Origin of the sequence: Microbispora sp. CA-102843 (assembly GCF_050936215.1) — a bacterium.
Lineage (GTDB): Bacteria > Actinomycetota > Actinomycetes > Streptosporangiales > Streptosporangiaceae > Microbispora.
In genome coordinates, this window is the sequence record NZ_JBNJNF010000001.1 from 458282 (window position 1) to 484254 (window position 25973).

Here is a 25973-nt window from a genome sequence, read left to right on the forward strand (position 1 = left end):
TGCGGTTCCAGCCCCGACAGCATCATCGGCTCTTGACAACGTCCGGTCCAGAATAACGCCGAGATTAGGTCGAAGAATACGTATGGCGGATCCGCGCGCATACGTATCCGACCAGCGCCGATGCGTAACTACGTAACCGCAGGAAAAAAGAAGGAACCCCAACTCATGACGAAGGTAATGGTAATCGGAGGCGGCCCCGCCGGCTCGGTCGCGGCGACGCTGCTCGCGCAGCGCGGGATGGACGTCCGCCTTTTCGAACGCGACGTGTTTCCCCGCTATCACGTCGGCGAGTCCGTCTCGCCGTCGTGCCGCGCGATCATCGACTACGCCGGCGCGCATGACAAGATCGAGGCACGCGGTTACACGGTGAAGGAGGGCCTCCTGCTGCGCTGGGGCACCGAGCGGGACTGGACCGTCGACTGGTCCAGAACGTTCGGGCCGGCGGTGCGCTCCTGGCAGGTGGACCGTGCCGACTTCGACAAGGTGCTGCTCGACCACGCCGCCGACCAGGGTGCCGAGGTGATCCAGGGGGCCCGGGTCAGGCGGGTGCACTTCGCGGACAGCCGGGCGTGCGCAGCCGAGTGGGAGTACAAGGGCACGACCGCCACCGAGGAGTTCGACTTTCTCGTCGACGCGTCCGGGCGCGCGGGCGTGATCTCCGTGCAGCACCTGCGCAATCGCAAGCCGCACGATGTTTTCCGCAATGTTGCCATATGGGGTTATTACCGGGGTGGCGCGCTGCTCCCCGATACTCCCGGCGGCGGCATCAACGTCATCTCCTCTCCCGAGGGCTGGTATTGGGTGATCCCGCTGCGCGACGACATCTACAGCGTCGGCTTCGTCACGCTCCAGTCGCGCTTCCTGGAGCGCAAGCCCGGCTTCGAGTCGCCGGAGAAGATGTTCCACGCGCTCGTCGCCGAATCGGCCACCGTCTCCGAACTGGTCGCGAACGGCACGTTCATCGGCCCCGTCCGTGTCGAGCAGGATTTCTCGTACGTCGCCGACCGGTTCTGCGGCCCCGGGTACTTCATGGCCGGCGACGCCGCGTGCTTCCTCGACCCGCTGTTGTCCACGGGGGTCCACCTGGCCCTCTACAGCGGCCTGCTCGCGGCGGCCTCGATCACGGCGACGGTCAACGGGGACGTCGGCGAATCGGAGGCCCGGGGATTCTACGAGGCGCTCTACCGCAACTCGTACACCCGGCTGTTCACCATGGTCTCGGCGGTCTACCGGCAGTACCGCGGCCGGGCCGGCTACTTCTGGCTCGCCCAGCACCTGGTCAGGGACGCGTCCGCGAAGCGGCCCGGTGCGGCGTTCGCCTCGATCACGGCCGGGCTGTCGGACCTGGTGGACGCGAGCTCCGCCGGCGGCACCGCCCCTATACACGAGCTGATCGCCGCCGCCCACACGGCCGAGGTCCGGGCGGCCGGGAACGTGCCCGCCGCGGACAGCACACAGGCCCCGATGCGGATGGACGCCAACGACCTCTACGACGCCGCCACCGGCCTCTATCTGGTGACCCACCCCACGCTTGGCATCAGCCGAGCCACGGCTCCCACGGAATCGGCGCGCGGCCTGGCCTTCACCCGATGAGACCGATATATCGAGGACACCCCATGACGCGACTGATCCGTTTACTGTCGCCGCTCCTGTGCGCGGTGGCGCTCGCGGTCACACCTGCGGCGGCATCCGTCGCCGCCCCCGCGAGCCCGGCGACGTCACTGGACGTCCCCACCCAGCAGGCCGCGATGGACCGGCTTTCCTTCATGGTCGGCAGCTGGGTCGGCTCGGGCTGGACCATCACCGCCTCCGGCACCCGCCAGGAGTTCCTGCAGACCGAGCGGGTCCGGCGCCAGGTGCAAGGCTCGGTGATCTCCGTCGAGGGCCTGGGGCGGGACAAGGCCGACCCTACGAGGATCGTGGACAGCGCACTCGCCGTGATCAACTACGACGACACCACCTCGCAGTACCGCTGGGAGGCGTTCTCCCAGGGCCACGTCACCACGAGCGTGCCCGTCGTCGGCGACGATACGTTCCAGTGGACCTTGTCCATGCCGGGCGTAACCATCAGGTACACCCTTCAGTTCACCCGTACGTCCTGGCACGAGGTCGGTGAGATCAGCACCGACGGCGGCCAGAGCTGGCACAAGAACTTCCAGATGGATCTCATCCGGCTCCGCTGAGCGGCGGGGCCGGGGTCACCCCCAGTCGGCGTGGCACCTCTTCCGGTGCGAGGTCGGCACGGCCTCAGCACGATCGTGCTGACGATGAACACCTACGCCCACGTGCTGCCCGAGCACCAGGCGACGGCGCCCGACAAGCTGGAAAAGGCGCCAGGAGGTCGCGGCTAGGGCAGTTCGCGGCGCACCAGAGCTTTGGAGAAGGGTTCTCCGGTTCTCCGGGCGTACGCCATTCGTGCGCGCACCTCGCTGAGCGAGCGCGGGCGGTAACCAGGGCCCCCACAACAACTCTTGTGAAAGCGGACACCCGCGTGCAGCAGCACCGAGAGCGTCCGCCAGCCTGCGCTGTCCCTACGACGCGGAGCCGCGAAGGCGGAGCCGACATGGACAAGCGGCTGGGCGCATCGAGGGCAGAGCCGATCGTCAAGGCCCAGGCCTGGATATGGCTGCTTGTACGAGGCTCGGCAAGGCAAGCAGACGAAGGAGGTCTTTCCGTGGGCCATACGGCCAGAGTAGGCCGATCACTCACCAAGGGCGACAGGGTTTGAGGCCGGGCGGAGCGGGCCGTCCACGTCGAGGCGGTCGACTCGGATGAGGTTCAGGGGATGGATGAACTCAGGAACCGCAGGCTGGGCCGGCCCGTGGCAGAGGTGGTGATCTCCGCTCGTACACGGTAGACGCGCTCCACCGTCTCCTCGGTGAGGACCCGTCCGGGAGGGCCCGCGGCGATGAGCCGTCCTTCGTGGAGCAGCAGGAGGTGGTCGCAGTACTGGGCGGCGAGGTTGAGATCGTGCAGGGCGGTGACGACAGTGACGGGGGTCGCGGCGAGCAGGTCCAGAAGGGCGAGCTGGTGGGCGATGTCCAGGTGGTTGGTGGGTTCGTCGAGCAGCAGTTCTGAGGGTTCCTGGGCGAGTGCGCGGGCGATGTTCACCCGCTGACGCTCACCGCCGGAGAGCGTGGACCAGCGGCGGTGCTCCAGATCGGCCAGGCCGCACCGGCGCAGGGCGCGGCGGGCGTGCGCCAGGTCCTTCTCGCTCGCGGCGGCCGCCAGGCGGCGGCGATGCGGGATACGTCCCAGCAGCACCACATCGAGGACGGTCAGCTCCGCGTCGGTGCTCACTTCCTGGGCGACCACCGCCATGCGGCGGGCCACGTCGCGCCGCGGCAGACGGTCCAAGTCGCGGCCGTCGAGCAGAACCGCGCCGCCCCGCGGTCGCAGCAGCCCGGTGAGCAACCGCAGGAGAGTGGACTTGCCCGAGCCGTTCGGGCCGAGCAGCCCCGTGAGGCCACCCGGGGTGATCTCGACGGTGATCCCGTCGACGATCGGTCGGCCCTGGGCCGTCCACGTGACGTCATGGGCGCGCAGGCTCACGCCGGCGTCTCCTTTCTCCGCGACATGATGAGCGCGAAGGCGGGGACGCCGATCAGCGCCGTCAGCACGCCGACGGGAATCTCTCGGGGTGCGAAAGCGGTGCGGGCGACGGTGTCGGCGGCGAGCAGGAACACGCCGCCGTACAGGGAACAGGCGGGGAGCAGGGCATGGTGCCGGCCGCCGGTGAGAGCGCGCACGGCATGCGGGACGATCAAGCCGACGAAGCCGATCGCGCCGCTCGCCGCGACCAGCACCGCCGTGGTGAGCGCGGTGACCGTGAACAGGATCAGCTCAGTCCTGGCCGGGGCGATGCCCAGCGACGCGGCGGCCTCCCGGCCGAAGGCGAACGCGTCCAGCGCGGCGGACGCCAGCCAGCAGGCGAGCATTCCCGCCGTCGCGACGACGGCACACAAGGCCACGCTGGCCCAGCTCGCCGAGGCCAGCGAGCCGAGCAGCCAGAACGTCACTCCGCGGGTGCTCTGCGCGTCCGCCGCCCAGATCACGGTGAGGCTGGTCAGGGCGCTGAACAGTTGCGAGACCACCACACCGGCCAGCACGACGCGGATCGTGCTGCCGAACTGCCGGCCGACCATGGCGAGCACGCAGCAGAAGGCGAGCACGCTGCCGCTGAAGGCGCCCGCCGACAGCGCCGCGGTGCCGGCGCCCAGGCCCAGAACCAGCACGGCCACGGCCCCGGTGGAGGCGCCGGAGGAGATCCCCAACAGGTAGGGATCGGCCAGTGGGTTGCGGGTCAGCGCCTGCAGCACGGCCCCGCACACCGAGAGGCCGGCTCCCACCAGCACGGACAGGAGCACCCTCGGCAGGCGCAGCTCCCAGATGATGCCGTCGTCCAGCGGCGAGAGCGGCTCCACCGGCAGGCCGGCATGGGACGCGACCGTGCGCAGCACATCGGTGGGAGACAACCCCGCGGCCCCCACCACGGAGGCGGCCGCGATCGACAGCGCCAGGAGCAGCAGGCCCCCGACGATCGCGAGGGCCGTACCGCGCTTCCTCATCGCCTGGCGAAGACGACGTAGTCGTCGAGGTACTGCCAGACGGTGCCCACCTCGGTGAAGCCGGCCGTACGGAGCGCGGCCTGGTGGAAGGCCAACGGTGCCAGGGGCTGAGGCGGCCGGTCGGCGAAACGCCGCTCGCGCTCGGCGATCCGCCGGGCGAGGTCGGGCAGTTGCCCGGCCAGGGTCCACCATTCGCCCCAGGTGCCGGCGCCGGCGGCGAAGGCGGCCTGCTGCACCTGCTCGTCATGGCGAGCCGACATCTCGGCGAGGGTGGGATGCTCGGCCCCGAAGCGGAGGTGGTCGGCGTTGAGCAGGACCGCCCCGGGCGGCAGGATCGCGGCCAGTTCGGTGTAGACGCCGAGCAACTGCTGAGGCGACAGCCAGTGCAGCGCGGTCGAGGTCAGGACGGCGTCGAAACTCCATTCGGTGAAGCGCCGGCTCCATCCGGGTTCGGCAAGGTCGGCGTCGATCACGGTGGCTCGCTCGCCGTACTCGCCGAGGACGGTCTCGGCGAGCCGGGCCAGCACGGGGTCGTAGTCCGCGGCGACGACGCGGGAGCCGGGCAGGCGGGCCAGCACCCGGTCCGCGATCGAGCCCGGCCCGCAGGCCAGGTCCAGCACGGTCGGCTCGGCGGGGGAGTGCAGGCGAAGGACGTCCAGCATGACCTCGAAGCGGTTCTCGCGGTGGGCGACGTAGGCGCTTTGCTGTTCCTCCCAGCGGGCCAGCAGGTCGCGAGGGGCCAGGGAGGTGGTGGGGGTGGTCAAGGGGGTCTCCTATCGGTGGTGCTTTCAGCCGTACAGGCGGGCCAGGCCCTGACCGACCTGCTCGACGGCGGTGATGCTGCGGACGGACGGGTCCACGGAGGAGCCGGGGACGACGATGAAGCGGTCGTTCTTGACCGCGGTGAGCTTGGAGGCGACAGGGTCTTCGCGCAGGAAACGCTTCTTGGCCTCGGCGCTGTCGCCGTCGCCGCCGCGGGTGAGGTCGGCCAGCACGATCACGCCGGGGTCGCGGGCGGCGATCTCCTCCCAGTTGCCCTCCGGCCACTGCTGCTTCACGTCGGCGAACGCGTTCTGTGCTCCCAGCAGCCTGGTGATCGTGCCGGGCAGGCCGGTGTCTCCGGCGATGGCGGGGGTCTTGGTGCCGGAGTAGTACCACATGACGCTCGCGTTGAGACCCTCCGGTGCCGAGCGCTTGGCCTCCTCCAGCCGCCGGCGCAGGTCGGCGACCACGGCCTGGCCCCGCTCGCGCACCCCGAAGACGGTGGCGACGTCGTCGATCTCCTCGAAGATCGCCTCGAACTCGGCCGTCGCGGGGATGAGCGCCCGGTCCTCGCAGTCGTTGGACGACAGGTACGCGGGGACGCCCAGCTTGGCGAGGTCCTGCCGGGATCCGGCGGCCTCGGGGGCGAAGGCCGAGGCGCGCATGGAGTAGACGAAGTCAGGCTTCTTGGCCAGCAGCGCCTCACGGCCCGGATACTGCGGCGCGAGCACCGGAACCCGGGCGTAGGCCTCTTCCAACTCGGGCAGCACCGGGTCGGTCTGGTAGGCGGTGCCGACCATGCGGTCGGCCAGCCCCAGGGTCAGCATGATCTCTGCCGCGTTCTGTTCCATGGCGACCGCCCGCTGGGGCGGGGCCGGGATCCCCAGCGTGACCCCGCAGCTCGTCACCCGCGTCCCCCGTGGCGCGGAGGCGGTGGTCGTCGCCGTGCCGCTTCCGCACGCGCTGACCAGGGCCAGCACAGCGGCCGCCACACCCAAAGAAATGGGAATGGTTTTCATGTTCATTTACCCTAGCATTGCCGGGGAACATGGTCGCCGGGCGGCCACCTCGCGCGATGCGGTCGCCATCGAGCACGACGACCTGGTCGACGGCATGCTGCGTCGCCGGTGGTGCCGGCCCGCCTGCTCCTGCCGCTCGTCAGCCGACGCCCGCCTGGTCGAGCAGGGCGCGGGCCTCGTCCGGCCGCAGCTCGCGGCCTCGGCCGAACGCCTCGGCGAAGCCGTCGTCGCCCAGGGCGGCCCGTACCGCGGCGGTCGTCCGTTTCGTGTCGCCCCGCTCGGCCGGGGTGGCCGCGACGCGCATCGATTCGCGGGCTGCCGCCGCCGCGCCCAGCAACCGGGCGGCATCGTGGGGGCGGCCGTCGAGCGCGCTCGCGCCGGCGAGTCCGGACAACGCCTGGGCGATGTCCCCCAGGGTTCCGAGCTCCCGGCCGACCGCGAAGGCCTCCAGATGCCGGGCCAGCGCCGCCGCCGCGTTCCCGCGCAGCTCCTCGACGTACCCGAGCTCGACCAGCACGCTTGGCAGGTACAGCGGGCGGCCCGGTCCCTCGTCCTGCCGCTCGGCGGCGTCCATCAGGACGCGCAGGTGGGCCTCGGCGACATCGAGGTCGCCCTCCCTGCGGGCGGCGAAGGCCAGCCCCATCTCGGCGAACACGGTCCCAAGGGGGGAGCCCTGCTCGACGGCGAGCCGCAGGCCCTCGCGGCAGTAGTCGCGTGCCAGGCGGTAGTCGCCGTTCTGCATGGCGATCCAGCCGAGCCAGGACAGGTGCCCGGAGACGTCGGGCCACAGCTCGAGCTCCTCGGCCATGCGCAGGGCGTCGCGGTGCAGGCGGGCGGCCCGCTCGTAGTCGCCGGTCAACCCGGCATGGGCGCCGAGCCACTCGGTGGCCTGCAGCAGGCCCCACCGGTCGCCGAGCCGGCGAAACAGCGCCTCGCTCTCCGCGCCGTCCCGTTCGAGCGCGCCGGCGTCACCCCTCACGTGGGCCTGCTTGGCACGCAGGGCCAGCGCGGCGGCGACTCCCCACTGGTCGTCCAGCACGCGGAAGGCGTCAAGGGCCCGGTCGATCCGTTTTCCCGTGGCGGCCACGTCGCCCAGGTCGATCTCGGCGAACGCGAGGAACCACTCCGCCCTGGCCCGACCTCTCGGGTCGTCCACCCCCTCGTACGGGCGCAGCGCGGCCTCGTGGCGTTCCGGCCAGTTTGTGACGTCGCCGAGCAGGAACGAGATGCCGGTGTGCCAGGCCGCGGCCCGCGCTCGCGCGGCCGGTGAGGCCGCGGCGCCGACGCGGAGCGCGGCCTCGAGCGAGCGCCGGGCCTCGGCCAGCCGCCCGCGCAGGAACCAGTACCAGGTGAGCACGTTGACCAGCCGCAACGCCAGGTCGGCGGCACCCCGCTGCACGGCGGTGTCGAGCGCGCCGCGCAGGTTGGCGGCCTCGGCGTCCAGCCGCCGCAGCCATCGCCGTTGCTCAGGCCCGTACAGGTGCGGCTCGGCCTCCTCTGCCAGCGCGACGTAGTGGGCGCAGTGCCTCAGCCGGATCCGCTGGAGCTCGCCCGCCTCGCGCAGCCGGTCCAGACAGTAGGCGGCCACCGATTCGAGCAGCCGGTAGCGAGGCCTGTCGTCACCGGAGACGGTCACCAGCGAGCGATCCACCAGGCGGGCCAGGGTGTCGAGCGTCTCCCCGCGCGACGCGCCGTCCGCCGAGCACACCGCCTCGGCGGCCTCCGCGGTGCAGCCGTCCGAGTGGACGGCCAGCCGGCGCAGCACGACGCGCTCGGCGGGAGTGAGCAACTGCCAGCTCCAGTCGATCATCCCCGTGAGCGTCTGCTGGCGCGGCGGAGCACCCCGATGTCCCGTGGCCAGCAGCCGGAACCGGTCGTCGAGCCCGGCGGCCAGACCGTTCATCCCGAGTGCCCGTACGCGGGTGGCGGCCAGCTCCAGCGCCAGCGGAATGCCGTCCAGCCGGCGGCAGACCAGGGCGACGGCCTCCGCGTTGCCGGGGGTGAGGGTGAACCCGCGTGCCGCGGCGCCGGCCCGGGTGACGAACAGCCGCACCGCGCTGAAGCGCGCCAGGCTCGCGGGGTCGCTCCCGTGGGCGGGTTCCGGCGCATCGAGCGGAGGCACGGGCCACACGACCTCGCCCGCCAGGCCGAGCGGCTCGCGGCTGGTCGCCAGAACGCGTAGGCCGGGCGCGGCGTGGAGCAGGAGGTTCGCGAGCTCCGCCACGTGCTCGATCACGTGCTCGCAGTTGTCGAGCACCAGCATCAGACGCCGGGCGCGCAGGGCACGGGCGAGCCGCCCGGCCGGCGTCAGCCGCTCGTGCGGCGCGGCGACATCCCGGATGTCCAGTACGGCCATGACCGCATCGGCGAGAGCGTCCACGCCGTCCGGCGCTCCGGGACGGTCGAACGTCCCCAGTTCGGCCAGCCAGACGCCGTCGGGGTACGACTCGACCAGCGGGGTGGCCACCTCCACCGCGAGACGGGTCTTGCCGACCCCGCCGGACCCGGTGAGCGTCACCAGGCGGCTCCGCTCCAGCAGCACGCGCACCTCGGCGACGGCGTCGTCCCTGCCGATGAGGCCGGTGACCGGGCTGGGCAGGTTCGTCGCGGGCCGTACCGCGGCCACGGCGATTTCGGGGACGGCGGGGGACGCGACGGGCACGTCCAGCCCGGGATCCCGGGTCAGGATCGCCTGGCGCAGGCTCGCCAGGTCCTGGCCGGGGACCAGCCCCAGCTCCTTGTCCAAGTGGACGCGCAGCTCCTCGTGGCTCGCCAGCGCCTCGGCCTGCCGCCCGGCCCGGTACAGGGCGAGCATGTGCAGGGCACGCGCCCGCTCTCGCAGCGGGTGCCGGGCCAGCAGGTCACCGAGGTCGGCGGCGACGTCGGCGGCGGCGCCGAGCGCGAGCCGCGCCTCCGCCAGGTCCTCCCGGGCGGCCAGGCGCAGCTCATCGAGGCGGGCGATCGTGGCGCGCGCGAACGGCTCGTCGGCGAAGTCCGCGAACGCGGGCCCGCGCCACAGCGCGAGGGCGTCGGACAGCAGCGCCGCCTTCGCCCGCAGGTCCGTCGTGTCGCGGGCCTCGGCCGTCAGGCGCTCGAACCGGTCGGCGTCCACCATGCCGTCGCCTGCCGCGAGCAGGTAGCCGGGCGGGGGCGAGACGACGAGCGCGCGGCCGCCCGGCTGCGCGTCCTCCAGCGCCCGGCGCAGCTGGGAGACCTTCGCCGACAGTGCTCCCGGGGGATTGCCCGGCAGGTCGTCGCCCCACAGGTGCTCGATCAGCGTGTCGGCGGAGACCGGGCGTCCCGCGTGCACCAGCAGCGCCGCGAGCAGGGCGCGGACCTTGAGCCCGGGCACCGCGACGACGTCGCCCTCATCGCTCCACACGGCCAGCGGTCCCAGGACCCCGAAACGCATGACCGTCACGATAACCGCGCACGGTCGTGCCCCGCCTGCCCCTGTGTAGAGCGCTTCAGGAACGAGCCGTGTGGTCCGTCAGCCGGGAGACAGGGTCTTGGCGACGATCGCACCGATGTGGTGGAAGGTGCTGTAGTCGCCGGCGGTGACCCGGTTCTTGGCGACCGCGAAGGCGACGCCGCTCGCGGTGTCGGCGTACGCGGCGGTGCCGCCGCTGCCGGCCATGCCGAACAGGGTGGGGCTGTCGAGGGGGCCGGGGAAGCCGATGTCGTAGCCCAGCCCCCGGTTCGCCGGGAAGCCGGTGATCTCGTCGACACCGCTGATCGCGACGGCGGTGACCTCGCTGAGCCGCTCGGGGGAGACGAGCCGTACGCCGTCGACCTCGCCCATCAGGGCGGCGTACATGCGCGCGACGGCGCGGGCGGTCACGACGGCGCCCGCGGGGATGTCGGCAGTGAGCACGTCGCGGCGATTGCAGTAGTCGGCGCTCGGCATGGCGGCGGGCGGCGCCGCCGTCCACCCGTCCAGGACGCGGAAGAACGGCACCTGCTCGGCCATCGCCGCCATCATCTCCGGGGTCAGCTCCATGCCGCCCTCGGGCTCCTCGAGGCGGGCCAGGCGGTCCAGCTCGGACTCCGGAACCCCGAAGAACATCTCCGCGGAGACGCCGAGCGGCCCGGCCACCTCGTCCGCGAGTACGCGTGAGATCGGCCGGCCGGTGGCGCGCCGCACGATCTCGCCGATGACGTACCCGTACGACTGGGGGTGGTAGCCGGTCCTGGTTCCCGGCTCCCACCACGGCGCGGCCCCGGCGATCGTCGCGCACATGGCGTCCCAGTCGGTCAGGTCCTCGGGCGTGGTGGCCTGGGGGAGGCCGGGGACGCCCGTCGAGTGGGTGAGCGCGTGGCGGACCGTGGCCCGCTCCTTGCCGTGCACGCCGAACTCCGGCCACAGATCCACGATCGGTGTGTCGTAGCCGAGCACGCCCTTTTCCACGAGCACGTGCACCACGGTCGAGGCGACACCCTTGCCTGTCGACGTGACGTGGAAAGGCGTGTCCGCGGTGACCGGCCGGCCGGTCGTCGCGTCGGCCACTCCGGCGACGGCGTCGACCACGAGGTCGCCGTGCCGGTACACGGCGACCTGCAGGCCGCGCTCGGCGCCCGACTCGACCAGCTGGTCGACGACGTCCCGCACCTGCCGCTGAACGTCCTTCATCCCGGTGTTCCTTCCTGGTGATGGCATGTGATGGTTTCGGCTGTCAGCGCAGCGGCTCGTGGGTCTGCACGACGACGCCTGACCCGAACGTCCTGGTGCCGGCAAGCCGCATGCGGGTTTCGCTCCAGCCCGTGAACAGGTGCTCTCCGCGGCCGAGGACGACGGGGTGGATCCAGAGCCGGATCTCGTCGACCAGGCCCTGCCGCGCCAGGAGGCGGGCCAGGTCGCCGCAGCCGTACATGAGGATGTCCAGGCCCGGCTGCCGTTTCAGCGTGCGCACCGCATCCACGACGTCGCCTTCGATCAGCCGGGAATTGGTCCACGCGAGCTCGCGCAGCGTGGTGGACGCGACGTACTTCGGCATCGTGTTGATCCGGTCGGCGAAGCCCTCCTGGGGGCTTCCCTCGTCCGTGATCGAGGGCCAGCTTTCGGCGAACCCCTGATAGGTCACTCGGCCCATCAGCAGCGCGTCCGCCGCGAACAGCTGATCGCGGGCGTAGCCGCCGTACTCCTCGGTGAAGTACTCGAGCGACCACTCCTGGGGGTCGTCCTGGACGCCGTCCAGGGTCACGAAGACCGATACGATCACTTTGCGCACATCGTGCTCCTCGGGTCGGGCGCATGCCGCCTCCGGCGGTCCCGCGCTTCAGCAGGTGTAGGGGGTCCTGGCTCGCGCCTCGCGCAGCGCGTGCGCCCACCAGGCCAGCTCGTCGAGCAGCGTCTTGACCGTGGTGTTGCAGGCCGCGGTCGGTACGGGCCAGCTGCCGTCGGCCGCGAACAGGTCCCAGTAGCAGGGCAGGCTCACGATGGTGCGGATGGGCACCGCGTGCAGCTCCGTGAACACCTCCCGCAACTGGGCGGCGGCGTGCAGGCCGCCCGATTCCCTCCCGTACGCGACGAAGGTGACGGGTTTGGCCCGCCACTCCTCGTAGAACCAGTCGATGGCTGTCTTGAGAGGAGCGGGGAAGCTCCGGTTGTACTCGGGCGTGACCACCACGAACGCGTCGGCCGCGCTCAACCGCGGAGCCAGCCGCCGCACCTGCTCTGGCGTGGGATCGCCGTGATCGGGGAGGGTGTCGGGCAGTCGCGCGTCGACCAGGTCGATGACGTCGATGTCGAGGTCCCTGCGCCTGCGCGCATGGGCGGCGAACCAGCCGGCGGCCGTGGGGCCGAACCGGCCGTTCCGGGTGCTGCCGATGATGACCGCCAGCCGCAAGGTATCGCTGTCCGACATCTCCGCCCTCCCTCGGGCTCGTCCGTCCCACGCTGTCGACTGTGCCGGAGGGTGCTTACGGCCTGTTTACGTCCGGCGCGGGGGTGAGCGTCAACGAACCGTAAGAGCTGTCCCGCATGGTGGGGCCCGCACATCGAGGAGTGCCGGCGACGTGAGCGCCGGTGGCCCGCAGATCACGATTCGCTTCGAGGAAGGCCCCGTCATGCCTGGTTACGACGTGGACGAGTACGTGCGGAACATGCTCCCGGCGCAGCATCGGAGCGTGGTCGGTGCGTTGCGCGAGTTGATGCGCGAGAGCGCCCCGGACGCCGCCGAGGTGATCAGCCGCGGATCGCCCGCGTGGAAGGGCGACAAGATTCTGGCCATCATCAGCCACAGCAGAACGCACGTCACCCTCGCGTTCGCCCGGGGAGCGGAGTTCGACGACGGACACGGGCTGCTGGAGGGTGTCGGGAAGACGACAAGGCATGTGAAGATCAAGAACCTTGACGCCCTCGACCGAAACGCCCTGCGCGACTACATCCTCCAGGCCGTCACCTTGGACGGTGGCCTGCCCCCCGGTCACGCCGCTGACCCCCCGGCGTCGTAGGGGCTGCAGGGAAGGAGAGGTCGTCAGTGGTAGCAGCCGCCCAAAGCTGCGATCGCATGCCGCTGAGCGCGATGAATAATCGCTATGCGCCCGCTCCCGGTCACGGCTGACGTCTGCGAGCGCGCATAGACGACGCGACCGGAGAAGACCACGTGACGCATCGAATCAGGCTCGCCACGCAGCAGGATGCCCCAACTCTGGCCAGGGTCCAGAGGCACCACGACGGCGCGGTCGTTCTCGACCGCAGCGACGTCCTGCCGATCAGGAAGTTGCGCTACCGCAAAGCCCTCAACCGCTAGCCGACGCGGGCGCGCGGTTTCCAATAAAGGAAGGGCGTTGCGTGCCGTCTATCCGGAAGGCGGCGCGATCTACAGATCGCCTTCTCGCCATGCCTGGATTTCCGCTTCCAGTGCGGCTTCGTTCAGAGGGGGCACTCTCGCAACGGATGCCCACGCGTCGATCAGTTCCGCGGCTTGCCCCACGTTCTCGCTCGTGGCCTCGCCATGGACGGTAAACCACGCGATCAAGGCCCCGGCTTCTGGTTGGCCTATGTCGCAGCGGGGGCACAGCACGACGATGCCGGTGCCCGGAACGGTTTCGTTTCGAGCATTGACGAGACGGTGCGGGACCCGGGCCGAGAGGATCCCTTCCTGGCCGCATCGTCCACACTCGGGTGGCTCTGCTGTCAGGATGACTTCGACTCGGCTCGGGTCCGGGGTGGAGCTGATTGTCACGGCACAACAAGCGCGTTCGCGCCCAGGAGAACTTTGATATCTCCGGCGAATGCGCCGTTGTTGATGTTCACCGCGTAGTCGGGGAGCTCCACAAGGTTAATCTTGCGGTTGAGTCGCTCCACTCGCAAACGCACAGGGGTTTCACCTGGATGTACGGTCAGAATCCGCTTGAGCTCATAGACGAGCTCTTTGTCGATGCGTTCCTCGCGGAGAGCGATCACTACTGGTTCGCGGCCGTCGTCCTGGATACCGGAGATGTCGAGGAACGCGATGTCGGTGGCGTTGAAGGAGATAGTGGCTTCGTCGCCGTCGCCGCGTGAACGGATCCGGCCGGTGACGGAGACGACCAGGTCGGGTGCGAGATTGGTGCCGTAAAGCTGGTAGGTCTGAGGGAAGCAGGGAACCTCGATCGACGCGTCGTGGTCTTCGATTTTGAGGATGGCCCAGACGTCGCCCTTTTTGGTGACCTTCTTGTCGACGCCTGAGATGATGCCGGCGATGCGGACGTTGCCTGCCCCGGCCTGCCCATCGAGAACTTGAGCGATGGTCAGATCCCGGTTGCGTTCCAAAATGCGTTCGGCGCCATTGAGCGGGTGGTCGGAAACGTAAAGGCCAAGCATCTCCCGCTCGAAGGCTAGTTTGGTCCTCTTGTCCCACTCACCTTCCGGGACGGAGATATGAAAGACGTTCGCCGCATCATCGTCATCGTCGAACGCGCCGAAGAGCGAGTCCTGGCCGAGCGCTTCCTTGCGCTTGACATCGATCACCGCATCCACGGCCTGCTCGTGGATCTGGATCAGTCCATGCCGGGCGTGGCTAAGGCCGTCGAACGCTCCGGCTTTGATCAGAGATTCAATTGTGCGCTTGTTGCAGACAACCTGGGGAACCTTGGTCAGAAAGTCGTTGAAGTCGGTGTATGCACCCTTTTCGCGGCGCGCGGAGATGATGCCCTTGATGGCGTTCTCCCCGACGTTCTGGATCGCGCCCAATCCGAAGCGAACGTCCTCCCCGACGGCCGAGAAACGGAGGCCGGACTCGTTGACATCAGGCGGTAGGACCTTGAGCTTCATTCGTCGGCACTCGGCGAGGTAGAGCGCCATGCGGTCTTTGTTCGTGCCGACAGAGGTGAGCAGGGCGGCCATGTACTCGGCCGGGTAGTTGGCCTTGAGATAGGCGGTCCAGTAGGAGACGAGCCCGTAGCCGGCGGTGTGGGACTTGTTGAAGCCATAGGAGCTGAACGGCTCCAGAACGTCCCAGACGGCCTTCGCCGCTTCCTCGGTGTAGCCCTTGGCGGTCATGCCGGAGGAGAAGGTGGCCCATTGTTTGTCCATCTCCTCTTTCTTCTTCTTGCCCATGGCCCGGCGCAGGATGTCGGCGCCACCGAGGGTGTAGCCGGCCAGTTGCTGGGCGATGGCCATGACCTGCTCCTGGTAGACCACCAGGTGGTAGGTGGTGCCGAGGATCGGCTCAAGGGCTTCTTTGAGAGAGGGATGGATCGGGGTGATCTCCTGCTGTCCGGCTTTGCGCAGCGCATAGTTGACGTGGGCGTTCGCCCCCATTGGTCCGGGACGGCCCAGGGCGAGGATCGACGAGATGTCTTCGAAGCGGGCCGGAGCGATCAGCTTGGTGAGGTCCCGCATCATCGAGCTGTCGAGCTGGAACACGCCGAGCGTCTCGCCGCGGGCCAGCAGCTCGTAGGTTTTCTTGTCGTCCAGCGCGAGGCTGAGCATGTCCAGGTCGACGCCGCGGTTGTCCTTGACGTTCTGCACCGCGTCACCGATGACGGTCAGGTTGCGCAGGCCCAGGAAGTCCATTTTCAGGGCGCCCATGGACTCGGAACTGGGTCCGTCGAAGCCGGTGATGCGAGCACCGTCATCAGGGCGCATGAAGATCGGCATGACGTCGATCAACGGCTGAGAGGAAAGGATGACCCCTGCGGCGTGAACGCCGGTGCCCCGGGTCAGCCCTTCCAGACCGAGTGCGGTGTCGATGACCCGCTTGACGTCGGAGTCTTCCTCGTAGAGTTTCCTCAGCTCGGTCGCCTCGGCGTACCGGGGGTGCTTCTCGTCGAAGATGCCGGTAAGCGGGATTTCCTTACCCATGACGGCCGGTGGGAAGGCCTTGGTGATCTTCTCGCCTACCGGGAAGGGGTAGCCGAGGACGCGGGCCGCGTCCTTGACCGCCGCCTTCGACTTGATCGTCATGTAGGTGATGATCAGCGAGACGTTGTCCTCGCCATACTTCTCCGTGACATAACGGATCATGTCGCCGCGCCGACGCTCGTCGAAGTCGAGGTCGACATCGGGCATGGAGATACGTTCCGGGTTCAGGAACCGCTCGAACAGCAGTGAATGCTCGATGGGATCGAGCTCGGTGATGCCGGTGACGTAAGCCACCATCGACCCGGTGGCCGATCCTCGGCCCGGGCCCAGCCAGATCCCGCTCTCCCGCGCGTAGCGACAGATGTCGGCGACGACGAGGAAGTACCCGGGGAAACCCATGCCCTCGATGACGCCGAGCTCGTACTCGATCCGCTCCACGACCTCGGCCGGTACGGGCTCGCCGTAACGTCGCACCGCGCCACGCTGGGCCTCCTTGCGGAGCCAGCTCATCTCGGTCTCCCCTTCGGGAACCGGGAACTTGGCGGCGAGGTCACGGTGAGCGAACACCTCGTCGTACGGCTCGACCCGCTCAGCGATCAGCAGGGTGTTCTTGCAGCCCTCGGCCCACATATCGGAGTTGGGGTCGAGAGCCCACATCTCCTCGGCGGTGCGTACGTAGTAGCCGTTGCCGGAGAAGCGGAACCGGCTGGGGTCGCTGAGCAGGGAGTTGGTGCCGACACAGAGCAACGCGTCGTGGGCGGTGGCCTGGTCTTCGGTCACGTAGTGGGAGTCGTTGGTGACCAGGGGCGGGATACCGAGGGTCTTGCCGATCCGCAGCAGGTCCTCGCGGACCCCCGTCTCGATGGGAATCCCGCCGTGGTCCATGATCTCCAGGAAGTAATTGTCCCGCCCGAAGATTTCCTGGTATTTGGCGGCGTGTTCCAGCGCCTTGTCGTACTGCCCGAGCCGGAGCCGGGTCTGCACCGCTCCGGACGGACAGCCCGTGGTGGCGACGATCCCCTCGTGGTACTCCGCGAACAGCTCGTCGTCCATGCGCGGGTACTTCTTCATGTGGCCTTGGAGGGAGGCCAGCGACGAGATCCTGAACAAGTTCCGCAGACCCTGGGCGTTGACCGCCCACATCGTCTTGTGAAGGTAGGTGCCGCTGGCCGACACGTCACCGCCCAGACCGGTGCGCTCGTCGGACTTACGCTGGTGGGGCTCTCCCCAGAACACCGGCTGTTTGTAGTGGCGGGATTCCGGACTGACGTAACCCTCGATCCCGATGATCGGCTTGACCCCGGCGGCCTTCATCTTCGACTGGAACTCATAGGCGCCGAACATGTTGCCGTGGTCGCTCATGGCGATAGCGGGCATGCCCAGCGCGGCTGCCCGCTCAGCCAGTTTGCCGATCTTCGCCGCTCCGTCCAGCATGGAGTATTCGGTGTGAACATGCAGGTGAACGAACGAATCAGCCACTGGGGATCTCTGGCCTTTCGTGGTGGGGCGAGCGGAGACCCAACTCTATCGAGAGCCCGAAGTGGCCGTCGTGGCTCATCTGGAAACAGGTCATCGCTGGTGCGCGAGAGCCCTCCGATCACACGAGAGGCCCCGCAGCCGGGTTGCTGCGGCCGCCGGAGCCACGCGGGTCAGGCGGGTTCGTCCGCCGACGTGACCGGCGGGAGGGGCAGCGGGCGGTCGAGAAGGAACGCCACGAGCAGGTCGCGGTAGAGGTCAGGGCGGCCGTTGGCGATCGAGTGCCCCGCGCCGCGCACGTAGACGAGGGTCGACTCGGGAAGCGTGCGCCGGTACTCGTAGGTGACCGCCCATTTCAGGTAGTCGCACTCGCCGCGCACGATGAGCGTGGGCACATGGACGGTCCGCAGCTTCGGACGCGGGTCGGGGACGGTGGTGGCGTCGGCGGACGTCATCTGATTGGTGTAGAAGCCGGGCGGGTTGTCGTGGACGGGGGCGGGCGGGCTCCCCGGGCATCCGGTGGCGTCCTTGGCCGCGATCAGCAATTCGCGGAAGTACGCGTCGGCCTCGGCGTCGGGCACGAGTGCGTGTGCGGCAGCCGGGCTGACCTGGAGCAGGAGCGCTTGGAGGAGGAACCGGGGGTTGGAGGTCAGCTCGTCGGAGCGTTCGGCCTCGGCCGGGGGGAGACGGTCCCAGGGACTGCCCGGTCCGCCGGGGAAGGCCGGTTCCCAGATCGCGCCCGGTGAGGTGAGCACGGCTTTGGCGACGTGGCTGGGATGGGCGGCCATGTATGCCGCCGACAGGGTCCCGCCCCATGACCTGCCCACGAGGACGACCTTCTCGGCGTGTATCGCGCGGCGGATCGCCTCCAGATCGGCGACGTGCCGGGCGACGGTGTAGCCGGTCACGTCGGCCAGCCGGGTGGAGCGGCCGGCGCCGACCTGGTCGTAGGCGTAAACGTCGAAACCGGCCGCGGCCAGCTCCCGCCCGGCCTCCGGGACGCCCTCTCCGGGGGTCCCCGGGCCGCCGTGCAGGAAGATCACGGGCGTTGGGCGCGGCGTACCGGACGCGGCGACCTTCACGTAGGCGATGCGGGATCCCGTGGGCAGGTCCCAGTGGGAGACGCCGGGCGGGGCCGCGGCCGTCGGCGGCACGGGGAAGGGACGCATCACCGTGAGGGCCGCGGGCCCGGCCGTCACGAGCACGACGCCGGCGACGTACGGCCACAGCGCCCGCGGTCTGCCGAGCCGCCTTGTCGCGGCCCGCCCGAACACCCAGGCGGTTCCCGCCGCCGCAAGGAGGCCGGCCGCGGAGAACACCATCACGGCCGGGACGGCGGCGGCCGTCCCGACGAAGGCCGCCGTCCCGGCCACGGCCGCCGCGATCACCCCGGCGAGCGACAACGCGCCGCCGGACAACAGGTTGGATCTCATGCGAGCCACGCTAGGAAGCCGAACCCGCGTCGACCTCCTCCCGCGGAACCGTCGTCACCCCCGCCGTACGGCGGGGGTCAGCGCCTGCCCGGGCGGATCAGGCCGGTCTCGTATGCCGTGATGGTCGCCTGGAGGCGGTCGCGGACGTCGAGCTTGGCGAGGATCACCGCGACGTGGTCCTTGACGGTCGAGGGGCTGATCCGGAGAACCTCGCCGATCTCGGCGTTGGTGAGACCGCGGGCGACGTGCGTCAGCACCTCGGTCTCGCGCCGGGTGAGCGTGCCGAGGACGGCGGGGTCACGAGGTTCCGGCTCGGACGCGAAGCGATCGATGAGGCGTCGGGTGACCCCCGGATCGAGGAGGGCGTCTCCCGAGGCCACCACCCGGACCGCTTCGGCGACCCGCTCCGGCTCGGCATCCTTGAGCAGGAATCCGCCGGCGCCGGCCCTCAGCGCCGAGAACACGTACTCGTCGAGGCCGAACGTCGTCAGCACCACCACCCGAGTGCCCGGCGCTTCTGCTCCGATCCGGGCGGTCGCCCGCAACCCGTCCAGGCCCGGCATCCGGATGTCCATGAGGGCCACATCGGGCCGCAGCGACACAGCCAGCGCCACGGCGGCTTCCCCATCCGCGGCCTGGCCCACGACGCTCAGATCGGGTTCGGCGTCCAGGACCGCCGCTATGCCCGCCCGCACCACCGCCTGGTCGTCGGCGACCGTCACCCTGATCAAGGGAGCACCTCCGGAAGCCACACCCTCACCATCCCGTCCCCGGCGTCCGAGAAGCTACCTCCCGCCGCGTCGGCCAGCGCGCGAACCCGCCGGTCCCCGCTCGTGGCGGCAGGCCCCGAGACCGCGACGCCGTCGGCGCGGCAGGCCACCGTGATCTCCCGCCCATCCCGCGTGCAGTCCCGCAGGAACAACTCCGCCACCCTGAACGCGACGACCTCCACGCTGGGGGACGCTTCGCGGCGGGCTCCGGCGTACCGGACGGTGCCCTGGTGCCGCACGGCGAGCAGGGCGATTCCGGCGATGGTCGGGGGCGGGTCGTCGCCGCTTTGGCGGCGCAGCTCACTGAGCGACTCCCTGAGCGCGGCCAGCCCGGCCCTGGCCTCGGCCAGCACCGTGTCCAGCCGCCCCGCGTCCGCCGCGACCACGATGGCCCTGGCATGTCGCAGGGCCGTACGGCGCAGGCCCGCCGCCAGCCGGCTCCGCTCCTCCAGCACGACCGTCGCCGTCTCGCGGCCGAGCAGATCCCGCTCCCAAGCCACGGCCGCATGGCGCCGCGCACGCCTTGACCCCATTGCCAGGCCGAGCGCCCACGCCACCGCCGACGGGACCGCGACGCCCAGGGCCAGCACCGCCCACGCGGCTGCCCGGTCTCCAACGATCCCCGGCCCGCACGCCAGAGCAAGCCCGCCTATCGCCCCCACAGCCGCCGTGGCGAGAGCCCCCCGCCGCCGGCGTGCGCGTGGGCCGTACGCGCCCAGCGCGTAGAGCAGCGCCAGCTCAACCCACAGGCACCACAGGAACACGTCCCCTGCGGGCTGCTCCGTCCAGCCGGCGAGTCCGGCGGCGAGCAGGAGCGGATAGACCGACAACGCCGCCGTCAGGCTGAAAAGCGGCGCCCGCCTGCGCAGGCCGAGCGGCAGAGCGTGCGCGACGAAGAGCGGCACCAGCAGGGCGGCCTCTCCGGGGAGGCTCTCGGGCGTGTCGGTCGTCAACAGGCTCGTACCGATGGACAGCGCCACCGCGAGGATCGCCAGCGCGGCGTCGGACGCCTGCCGGCCACGCCATTCGTACGACGTCGATGCCGGGCCCTCGTCAGGGGTGAGCGGGAGTTCGGCGCGCACGGCCCATCCCCGGTCATCCGGCCCCGCGGACAGGGACCCTCCGCAGGCGGCCACCGCCGTCCTGAGCCCGGCGAGCCCGTATCCACCACCCAGTCCACGTGCCGCGTCCGCGTTGTCCGCGACCGGCTCGCCGGGATCGTTGACGATCGTGACGACCAGGCGGCCGGGTTCGCGGTCGACGCCGACCCGCACGGCGCCTCCCGGCGCGTACCGCAGGGCGTTGGTCAGCGCCTCGCGAACCACCCGGCATGCGACGGCGGCGATCTCAGGCGGGGCGCTCCCGGCTGTTCTGACGTAGGTGAGACGCGGCTCTGGCCACGTGGCGGCCAACGCGTCCACGTCGGCGAGATCGGCCGAGCCGACACCGGTGCCGGCGGTGGTCAGCCGCTCCAGTTCCTGGGTGGCCAGGCGTCCGGTCTCAGCGGCATACCGGGCTGCCTCCGCCACGAGAGCCGGATCGGCGAGACGCAAGGCGGAGGCGGCGCCGACCGCGATGCCGGTGAGTCTGTGGGCGGCGGTGTCGTGAAGTTCGGCGGCGAGCCGGTGCCGCTCGGCCTCGGCGGCCACGCCCGGCACATCGGGTGCGGCCGCGCGGAAGACGGCCACGGCCCTGCGTGCCGCCCGGGCGCGCCGCCGCGCCCTGCCCAGGGCCCAGGTAACCGCGGCGAGTCCGGCGGCCAGCAGTGTCACGCCGGTGACGGACCTGGGTGACTCCCCGAGGACGCTCGCCGTCCCCGCGGCCAGCGACACCGTGACCACGACGCCCCCGGCTGCCACCCCTGCCGTCTGCCGCAGGGCCAAGCCGTACAGCGCCACGGTCACGATGAGCGGCACAACCCACCACAGCCAGCCCGACAGCACGCCGAGCAAGCCTAACGATTCCGCACGTGACAGCACAGACGCGGCGGGTGCCGTCTTCGCCCCAACCCGCCCGGTGGATGATTCGGCGTGCTTTTCCACGGGTGCGGCACCAGGAAAGGTCACGCTATCCGTCGCGAGCGTGCGTCCCGATGGATGCGCGGGGTCGTCATGCGAGGTGTTCGGGCAGCGCGGCGAGCCCCACTGGTCACTGGTCCGCCCGGCTTGTCCGGCGGGCGGGACGATCGGGCTCACCTCAGCCGGCTACGGCCTTCAAGAGACGACCAGTGATCACCCCGGAGCCGGAGTGCCCCGCTGGAGTCATTTCTACTTCGCACTCGACACCTTGCCCCACTCATGACATTCAGACAAATAAGAGATAAGGGAATTTAGCGCCTCTAAGTTATATAAAGCGGGCAATTCTTATATCCAAGAAAAGCCCGGAAGAACTCTAGAAAATCCCTTAAGGACCACATATTCTTCGCTATGGCGCGGTCAAAAGGGAGCGCGTCCGCTATGGCGCGGTCAAAAGGGAGCGCGTCGTTCCAAGCGGGGAGAAAAGAAGGGAGTCGACATGCCGGATATCGACCTCGGGCAGGCCAGCAACTGGGATGAGGGTGACTTTCACGGCCGAATCAAGCTGGCCAACAACCACTTCTGGAACGTCCCTGAACAAAAGGACGTGGTTATAGGCTCGCCGAACAGCGTCGAGATTTCGGTGAACACAAACTTTTCCAGCTCCCAAGAGATGGACAAGATTTACTTCACGACTCACCACGGGTCAACGAAGAAGATCATCGGGGTCCTGGACTCCGACGGGAACCTCTACATCGCCGGCCAGGTGATAACGGGCCAAAAAAACCTGTCCTACTAGTAGCGCCCTACCTCGTGGTGCGTGGGCACTGGTTCGTCGGCTGGCACAGCCCCTACCGGGCGACGGCCAGTTCGCGATAGCGTCCGCCAGGACGAGTTGATGCTCGCGGCCGGCAGCGACGCACCAGTGCCTGTGCGCGACACCTGATCGGGGTCGGCGGAGTTCCCATCGGCCCCGATCAGTAGAGGGAAATGACTACCCCTGCTCGGACGGGGCCCGCCGCCTCGAAGAGGTGTGTGGTGTCCATCGCATGATGTCGAGCAGTTGTTGACGCGGCAGACGATTGTGCTCCGAATGCTCATACAAGTAAGATCGCGATGGATTCGCACCATCAGCGTCCAAATCCATCGAGATGGTCATGCTAATTGGGTGGCACGCCCGATTCTTTAGCCTACTGAGGGAACTCCCGGGCCGCTCCTGCTGAAGTTGTCGAAATCGACGTCTCCGCCAGCCGCATCAGCCATTCGGAAGTTGTCACTCAGCCCGTCCGTTGCCATCTCGAAGGCGGGCATAGAGGCGGCACGTAGCGCCGCCCTTGATCGGCTCCGACCGGAACACTTGGACGCCTTCTATGGCTATTTGAACAAGCAGGACCTCCGGCTGAACACGATCGTGTAAATCCACCGCATCCTGTCGCGCGCGATCAAGCTCGCCGTACGGCGGGAGATCGTCGCCCGGAACGTCTGCGGACTGATCGACGAACCGACCGGGGAGGAAGTTGAGATAGAGCCGCTGTCGGAGGACGAGGCGCGCGACATCCTCGACGTGGCGAAAGACCGCCGGAACGGTGCGCGCTGGTCGGTGGCACTCGCGCTCGGTCTTTGTGAGGCGCTTGGCCTGCGCTGGAAATACGTGGACCTGAAGCGGGGGCAGCTCCGGATCTTCTGGCAGATCAAGCACCAGCGTTACCGGCACGGCTGCGAGGATCCACATGCCTGCCGCGCTGCCCTCCACCGGTACCCGTGCCCGGCCGACTGCCCCAAGGCGAAGCGGACGTCCGGACTTGCGTCAAGCAGCGTTACCCGGCCTCCTGCCACGAGGCACGGCGGCAAGTGCCCGAAGTTCTGCGAACCCCGCTGCACCAAGCACGTCCCCGGTCGCCATTCCTCGGCAATTGGACGCCAAGAGGCACCAGACGGGCTTGAGCCGTAGAAGCCGGCCTGCTGGGCTTGTCCGGGTCGATGGCAGGAGGGATGCACGGGCTCTAGACCAGCCACCTGAAACCCGCGCTCTCCAGCTCGGCGGCATCCCGGAGCCGGAGCGCCCCCGCCGGAGGCACGCGCTCTTCAGCGCATATTGTTGCGCGGTTCCGTTCCCTGCCAACCATCATGAGCTGCCTGCTGTCCAGGCGGGGGCAGGGAACGACGGAGACCATGCGGAGTACAAGAGGGCCGCAAAGAGCAGAGCCCGGCGGCGCGGCGCTGTGGTCGGTGGGTGCGTTGGATTGCGGCGTCTGTTGCGGTGCGGTCGGCGGCCCGAGCCGCCGCCGGCCGGTACCGGCCCCCAGGCCGCATGCCCGGACGGCAGGCGGGCGGCCGCCGCTGACCGGTCTGATCCAGTTGTTCGAGGTGCACGAGACGTCGGAGCAGGCCTTGACGGATCTGGACGGCTCGGAGCCTGACGCGAATGCGGCACGCTCCTCCAGTCTGAGGCGTGAGCGGGGGTCGTCTATCACCTGATGGTGGCGGCGCGGCACCTGTCCGAGGGGCGCTTGGGTACGGCGGGCTGGTGTGCGGCGGGCGGCGCGAGCCGCCGCCGGCCGGCGGCATCCAGGCGGATGGCGGTGGGATATGCGTATCACCTGTGCTAGGTTGGACCTAGTTGCAGTTGTGGTACCCATGATGAACTTGTGTGCACCTGACGGTATGTAGCCTCAGGTGCATTTTTTGTTTGCCGGTCTTCTCCGGGTGTGGGCCTATCGCGGCAACGCGGGATTCGTGACAGTGCGGATTTCGGCTACGCCTATCAAGAGGAGAGCAATATGGCTTCTGGCACCGTGAAGTGGTTCAACGCGGAAAAGGGCTTCGGCTTCATCGAGCAGGACGGCGGCGGCGCCGACGTCTTCGCGCACTACTCGAACATCGTCTCTCAGGGCGGCTACCGCGAGCTGCGCGACGGCCAGCGGGTGGCCTTCGATGTCACCCAGGGCCAGAAGGGCCCTCAGGCCGAGAACATCGTTCCCGCCTGACGAAGTAGCGCCACGTATCAGGGCTCGCACCTTCACGGGTGCGAGCCCTGATACGTTTCCGGCTGCTGCATCGCTGCCGCACGAGAATCGGCGGCACGGGATGTCAATCACAGCCGCACAGCTCCTCAATACCAGTGATCGACAGCGTGTGAAACGTCATCACGCCTGGTAGGAGGCACGTAGCCGGGAGATGTGAGGCCGGCGACAAAAAGCGCGACCAGGTCGCCAAGCTGCACACCAAGACCCGGTCAGCTTCACGCTGCCGGGTCTCCTCACCGCCGGTGCTAGTGTCCGGCCGGGCGGTCGCGCGCGTTGTTAATGCGCAGCGCCTCGGCGAGCTGGTCTTCCAAGATGATGATCCGGCAGGCGGCTTCCACAGGAGTGCCCTGATCGACGAGTTCCCGGGCGCGCGCGGCCAGCCGCAGCTGGTAGCGGGAGTAGCGGCGATGGCCGCCGCTGGAGCGTTTCGGCTCGATCAGTTTCGCGGCGCCCAGAGCCCGCAGGAACGCGGGACTGACACCGAGCATCTCCGCGGCCGCGCCCATGCTGTAGGCGGGGTAGTCCTCATCATCGAACCGGTCTTCGGCGCTGGATCCAGCCCTGGAGCCGGCCGTGTCCGCAGTCCTGCCGTGAGCGAGCGTGTCATCCTCGGTAGCCGAGCGAGGTTGATCCATAGATTCCTTTCCATCACGCGCACAGGGGGCCCCGGCACCTGTCGTGCCGGGGCCCCGAAGAGTTCAACACCATCTACCGGCCATCTGGCCGGCTCATTGTTTTCCGCGTCCGCCGTACTGAGCGGCGGGGGTGCGGGGATCGCGGATGCGTGACCGTAGACCACCTTCCAATCTGTGGAACTGCGGTACCCGAGCGGCGAGACTCAGCCGACTACGGGCGATCCTGATGGCGTCAACACTCCCTTCATCTCTCTTTCCGGACCACTGTCCGGCTTCACCTGCGGCAGCGCGTCCACGATCAGGGCCCCTTACCACTGCGCTGGCCCGTCACGTCCGACCTTCTGCCATCAACTTCCAACTTCGTCTTGCTCCGGGCAGTTCATCGTGGTGCTAGTACTTCCGCCGCCCGGCCGAACCGTTCCTTACGATGCGAGAAACAGTAGCCCCAGCGGCCACAATTGTCTACTGCCGCGAACATAGATTTTCGGTGTCGGGCGCGGCATGCTTCCGGCGGCGTCGTTGACGAGCGGGAACGCCGCCAACGCCGGACCTCGTTCCTGCCGCCCTCGCCTCCCTCTGCCGATGGGCGGTCCGCCACGACCTTCTGCAGGCCAACCCAACGGACCGGATCGACACCGTCAAGGTGCCCAAGACGCCTCAGCGACTACCTGACGTACTGGCTCGAACAGGTCGCCAAGCCCAAGGTCCGGCCGTTCACCTACCGGAGTTACGAGACGTACGTGCGGCGGTACCTGACCCCCCTGGGCTCGGCAAGAAGCAGCTCAAGAAGTTGACGGCCCAGGACATCCATCCGGACGTGGCTCGTGAAGGTGTCCAAGACGTACCAGTGTTGCCTGCAGGGGCACGACGCTAAACGGCCGAAGCGGCGGTGCTGCAACAAGGTGCCGTCTCCCCGGACGGTGCAGTACCTTCACGCCCTGCTCCGGGCCGCGCTCGCTCAGGCGGTCCGCGAAGATCTG

The 25973-nt window shown here is 69.2% G+C and carries 22 protein-coding genes; 7 read left to right on the forward strand and 15 right to left on the reverse strand.

Annotation, left to right across the window (positions count from 1 at the left end):
- The first annotated feature begins 165 nt into the window (after window positions 1–165).
- Genes ACQEVJ_RS02265 through ACQEVJ_RS02275 form a run of 3 tightly spaced genes read left to right on the forward strand, consistent with a single transcriptional unit; the run spans window position 166 to window position 2351 of the window.
- A complete protein-coding gene (locus ACQEVJ_RS02265; RefSeq protein ID WP_433096641.1) occupies window positions 166–1593 on the forward strand; it encodes an NAD(P)/FAD-dependent oxidoreductase in 1428 nt (475 codons plus the stop codon).
- A gap of 23 nt (window positions 1594–1616) precedes the next feature.
- A complete protein-coding gene (locus ACQEVJ_RS02270) occupies window positions 1617–2183 on the forward strand; it encodes a hypothetical protein (protein ID WP_433096643.1) in 567 nt (188 codons plus the stop codon).
- 45 nt (window positions 2184–2228) lie between these two features.
- Window positions 2229–2351: a hypothetical protein gene (locus tag ACQEVJ_RS02275; protein ID WP_433096645.1), complete on the forward strand. Its 123-nt coding sequence runs from the start codon at window positions 2229–2231 to the stop codon at window positions 2349–2351.
- Window positions 2352–2778: 427 nt separating this feature from the next.
- Here ACQEVJ_RS02275 and ACQEVJ_RS02280 read toward each other — a convergent pair whose 3' ends face one another.
- The 8 genes from ACQEVJ_RS02280 to ACQEVJ_RS02315 form a co-directional block, all read right to left on the reverse strand.
- Window positions 2779–3552: an ABC transporter ATP-binding protein gene (locus ACQEVJ_RS02280; RefSeq protein WP_433096647.1), complete on the reverse strand. Its 774-nt coding sequence runs from the start codon at window positions 3550–3552 to the stop codon at window positions 2779–2781.
- Window positions 3549–4568 (reverse strand): FecCD family ABC transporter permease, encoded by a 1020-nt coding sequence (locus ACQEVJ_RS02285; protein ID WP_433096649.1) that lies wholly within the window; start codon window positions 4566–4568, stop codon window positions 3549–3551. The genes ACQEVJ_RS02280 and ACQEVJ_RS02285 overlap by 4 nt, the downstream gene beginning before the upstream one ends.
- Window positions 4565–5332 (reverse strand): class I SAM-dependent methyltransferase, encoded by a 768-nt coding sequence (locus ACQEVJ_RS02290; RefSeq protein WP_433096651.1) that lies wholly within the window; start codon window positions 5330–5332, stop codon window positions 4565–4567. The genes ACQEVJ_RS02285 and ACQEVJ_RS02290 overlap by 4 nt, the downstream gene beginning before the upstream one ends.
- A 24-nt stretch (window positions 5333–5356) precedes the next feature.
- On the reverse strand, window positions 5357–6349 hold the full coding sequence (locus ACQEVJ_RS02295) for an ABC transporter substrate-binding protein (protein ID WP_433096653.1): 993 nt from the start codon (window positions 6347–6349) through the stop codon (window positions 5357–5359).
- Between the two features lie 139 nt (window positions 6350–6488).
- A complete protein-coding gene (locus ACQEVJ_RS02300) occupies window positions 6489–9761 on the reverse strand; it encodes an AfsR/SARP family transcriptional regulator (RefSeq protein WP_433096655.1) in 3273 nt (1090 codons plus the stop codon).
- A gap of 78 nt (window positions 9762–9839) precedes the next feature.
- Window positions 9840–10979, reverse strand: a complete 1140-nt coding sequence (locus tag ACQEVJ_RS02305; protein WP_433096657.1) for a serine hydrolase domain-containing protein — start codon at window positions 10977–10979, stop codon at window positions 9840–9842.
- 43 nt (window positions 10980–11022) lie between these two features.
- Complete coding sequence (locus tag ACQEVJ_RS02310) at window positions 11023–11577, reverse strand: dihydrofolate reductase family protein (protein WP_433096659.1); 555 nt, start codon at window positions 11575–11577, stop codon at window positions 11023–11025.
- A 48-nt stretch (window positions 11578–11625) separates the two neighbouring features.
- On the reverse strand, window positions 11626–12213 hold the full coding sequence (locus ACQEVJ_RS02315) for an NADPH-dependent FMN reductase (protein WP_433096661.1): 588 nt from the start codon (window positions 12211–12213) through the stop codon (window positions 11626–11628).
- 202 nt (window positions 12214–12415) lie between these two features.
- Between ACQEVJ_RS02315 and ACQEVJ_RS02320 the strand changes: the two genes are divergently transcribed.
- Both ACQEVJ_RS02320 and ACQEVJ_RS02325 read left to right on the forward strand, forming a co-directional pair.
- Window positions 12416–12802: a DUF1801 domain-containing protein gene (locus ACQEVJ_RS02320; protein WP_433096663.1), complete on the forward strand. Its 387-nt coding sequence runs from the start codon at window positions 12416–12418 to the stop codon at window positions 12800–12802.
- A 152-nt stretch (window positions 12803–12954) separates the two neighbouring features.
- Complete coding sequence (locus ACQEVJ_RS02325; RefSeq protein WP_433096665.1) at window positions 12955–13101, forward strand: hypothetical protein; 147 nt, start codon at window positions 12955–12957, stop codon at window positions 13099–13101.
- Window positions 13102–13170: 69 nt separating this feature from the next.
- On the opposite strand, the gene ACQEVJ_RS02330 is transcribed toward ACQEVJ_RS02325, so the two are convergent.
- From ACQEVJ_RS02330 to ACQEVJ_RS02350, 5 genes are all read right to left on the reverse strand, one after another.
- Complete coding sequence (locus ACQEVJ_RS02330; RefSeq protein WP_433096667.1) at window positions 13171–13536, reverse strand: DUF6300 family protein; 366 nt, start codon at window positions 13534–13536, stop codon at window positions 13171–13173.
- Window positions 13533–17117, reverse strand: coding sequence for a DNA polymerase III subunit alpha (gene dnaE / locus ACQEVJ_RS02335; RefSeq protein ID WP_433096669.1), 3585 nt, complete (start codon window positions 17115–17117; stop codon window positions 13533–13535). Before dnaE ends, ACQEVJ_RS02330 begins: the two co-directional genes overlap by 4 nt.
- 170 nt (window positions 17118–17287) lie before the next feature.
- Window positions 17288–18547, reverse strand: coding sequence for an alpha/beta hydrolase (locus ACQEVJ_RS02340; protein ID WP_433096671.1), 1260 nt, complete (start codon window positions 18545–18547; stop codon window positions 17288–17290).
- 77 nt (window positions 18548–18624) lie between these two features.
- Window positions 18625–19278 carry a response regulator gene (locus ACQEVJ_RS02345; protein ID WP_433096673.1) on the reverse strand — a complete coding sequence of 218 codons (654 nt, stop codon included), beginning with the start codon at window positions 19276–19278 and terminating at the stop codon, window positions 18625–18627.
- A complete protein-coding gene (locus ACQEVJ_RS02350) occupies window positions 19275–21260 on the reverse strand; it encodes an ATP-binding protein (RefSeq protein WP_433096675.1) in 1986 nt (661 codons plus the stop codon). Before ACQEVJ_RS02350 ends, ACQEVJ_RS02345 begins: the two co-directional genes overlap by 4 nt.
- Before the next feature lie 571 nt (window positions 21261–21831).
- Between ACQEVJ_RS02350 and ACQEVJ_RS02355 the strand changes: the two genes are divergently transcribed.
- The gene (locus ACQEVJ_RS02355) at window positions 21832–22131 is read left to right on the forward strand and encodes a DUF6342 family protein (protein ID WP_433096677.1); all 300 of its coding nucleotides are present in this window, start codon (window positions 21832–21834) and stop codon (window positions 22129–22131) included.
- 474 nt (window positions 22132–22605) lie between these two features.
- Here ACQEVJ_RS02355 and ACQEVJ_RS02360 read toward each other — a convergent pair whose 3' ends face one another.
- Complete coding sequence (locus ACQEVJ_RS02360; protein ID WP_433096679.1) at window positions 22606–23046, reverse strand: hypothetical protein; 441 nt, start codon at window positions 23044–23046, stop codon at window positions 22606–22608.
- Window positions 23047–24112: 1066 nt separating this feature from the next.
- On the opposite strand from ACQEVJ_RS02360, the gene ACQEVJ_RS02365 reads away from it, so the two are divergent.
- Window positions 24113–24319, forward strand: a complete 207-nt coding sequence (locus ACQEVJ_RS02365; RefSeq protein ID WP_433096681.1) for a cold-shock protein — start codon at window positions 24113–24115, stop codon at window positions 24317–24319.
- A gap of 284 nt (window positions 24320–24603) precedes the next feature.
- Here ACQEVJ_RS02365 and ACQEVJ_RS02370 read toward each other — a convergent pair whose 3' ends face one another.
- A complete protein-coding gene (locus ACQEVJ_RS02370) occupies window positions 24604–24864 on the reverse strand; it encodes a MerR family transcriptional regulator (protein WP_066950496.1) in 261 nt (86 codons plus the stop codon).
- Window positions 24865–25973: the final 1109 nt, after the last annotated feature.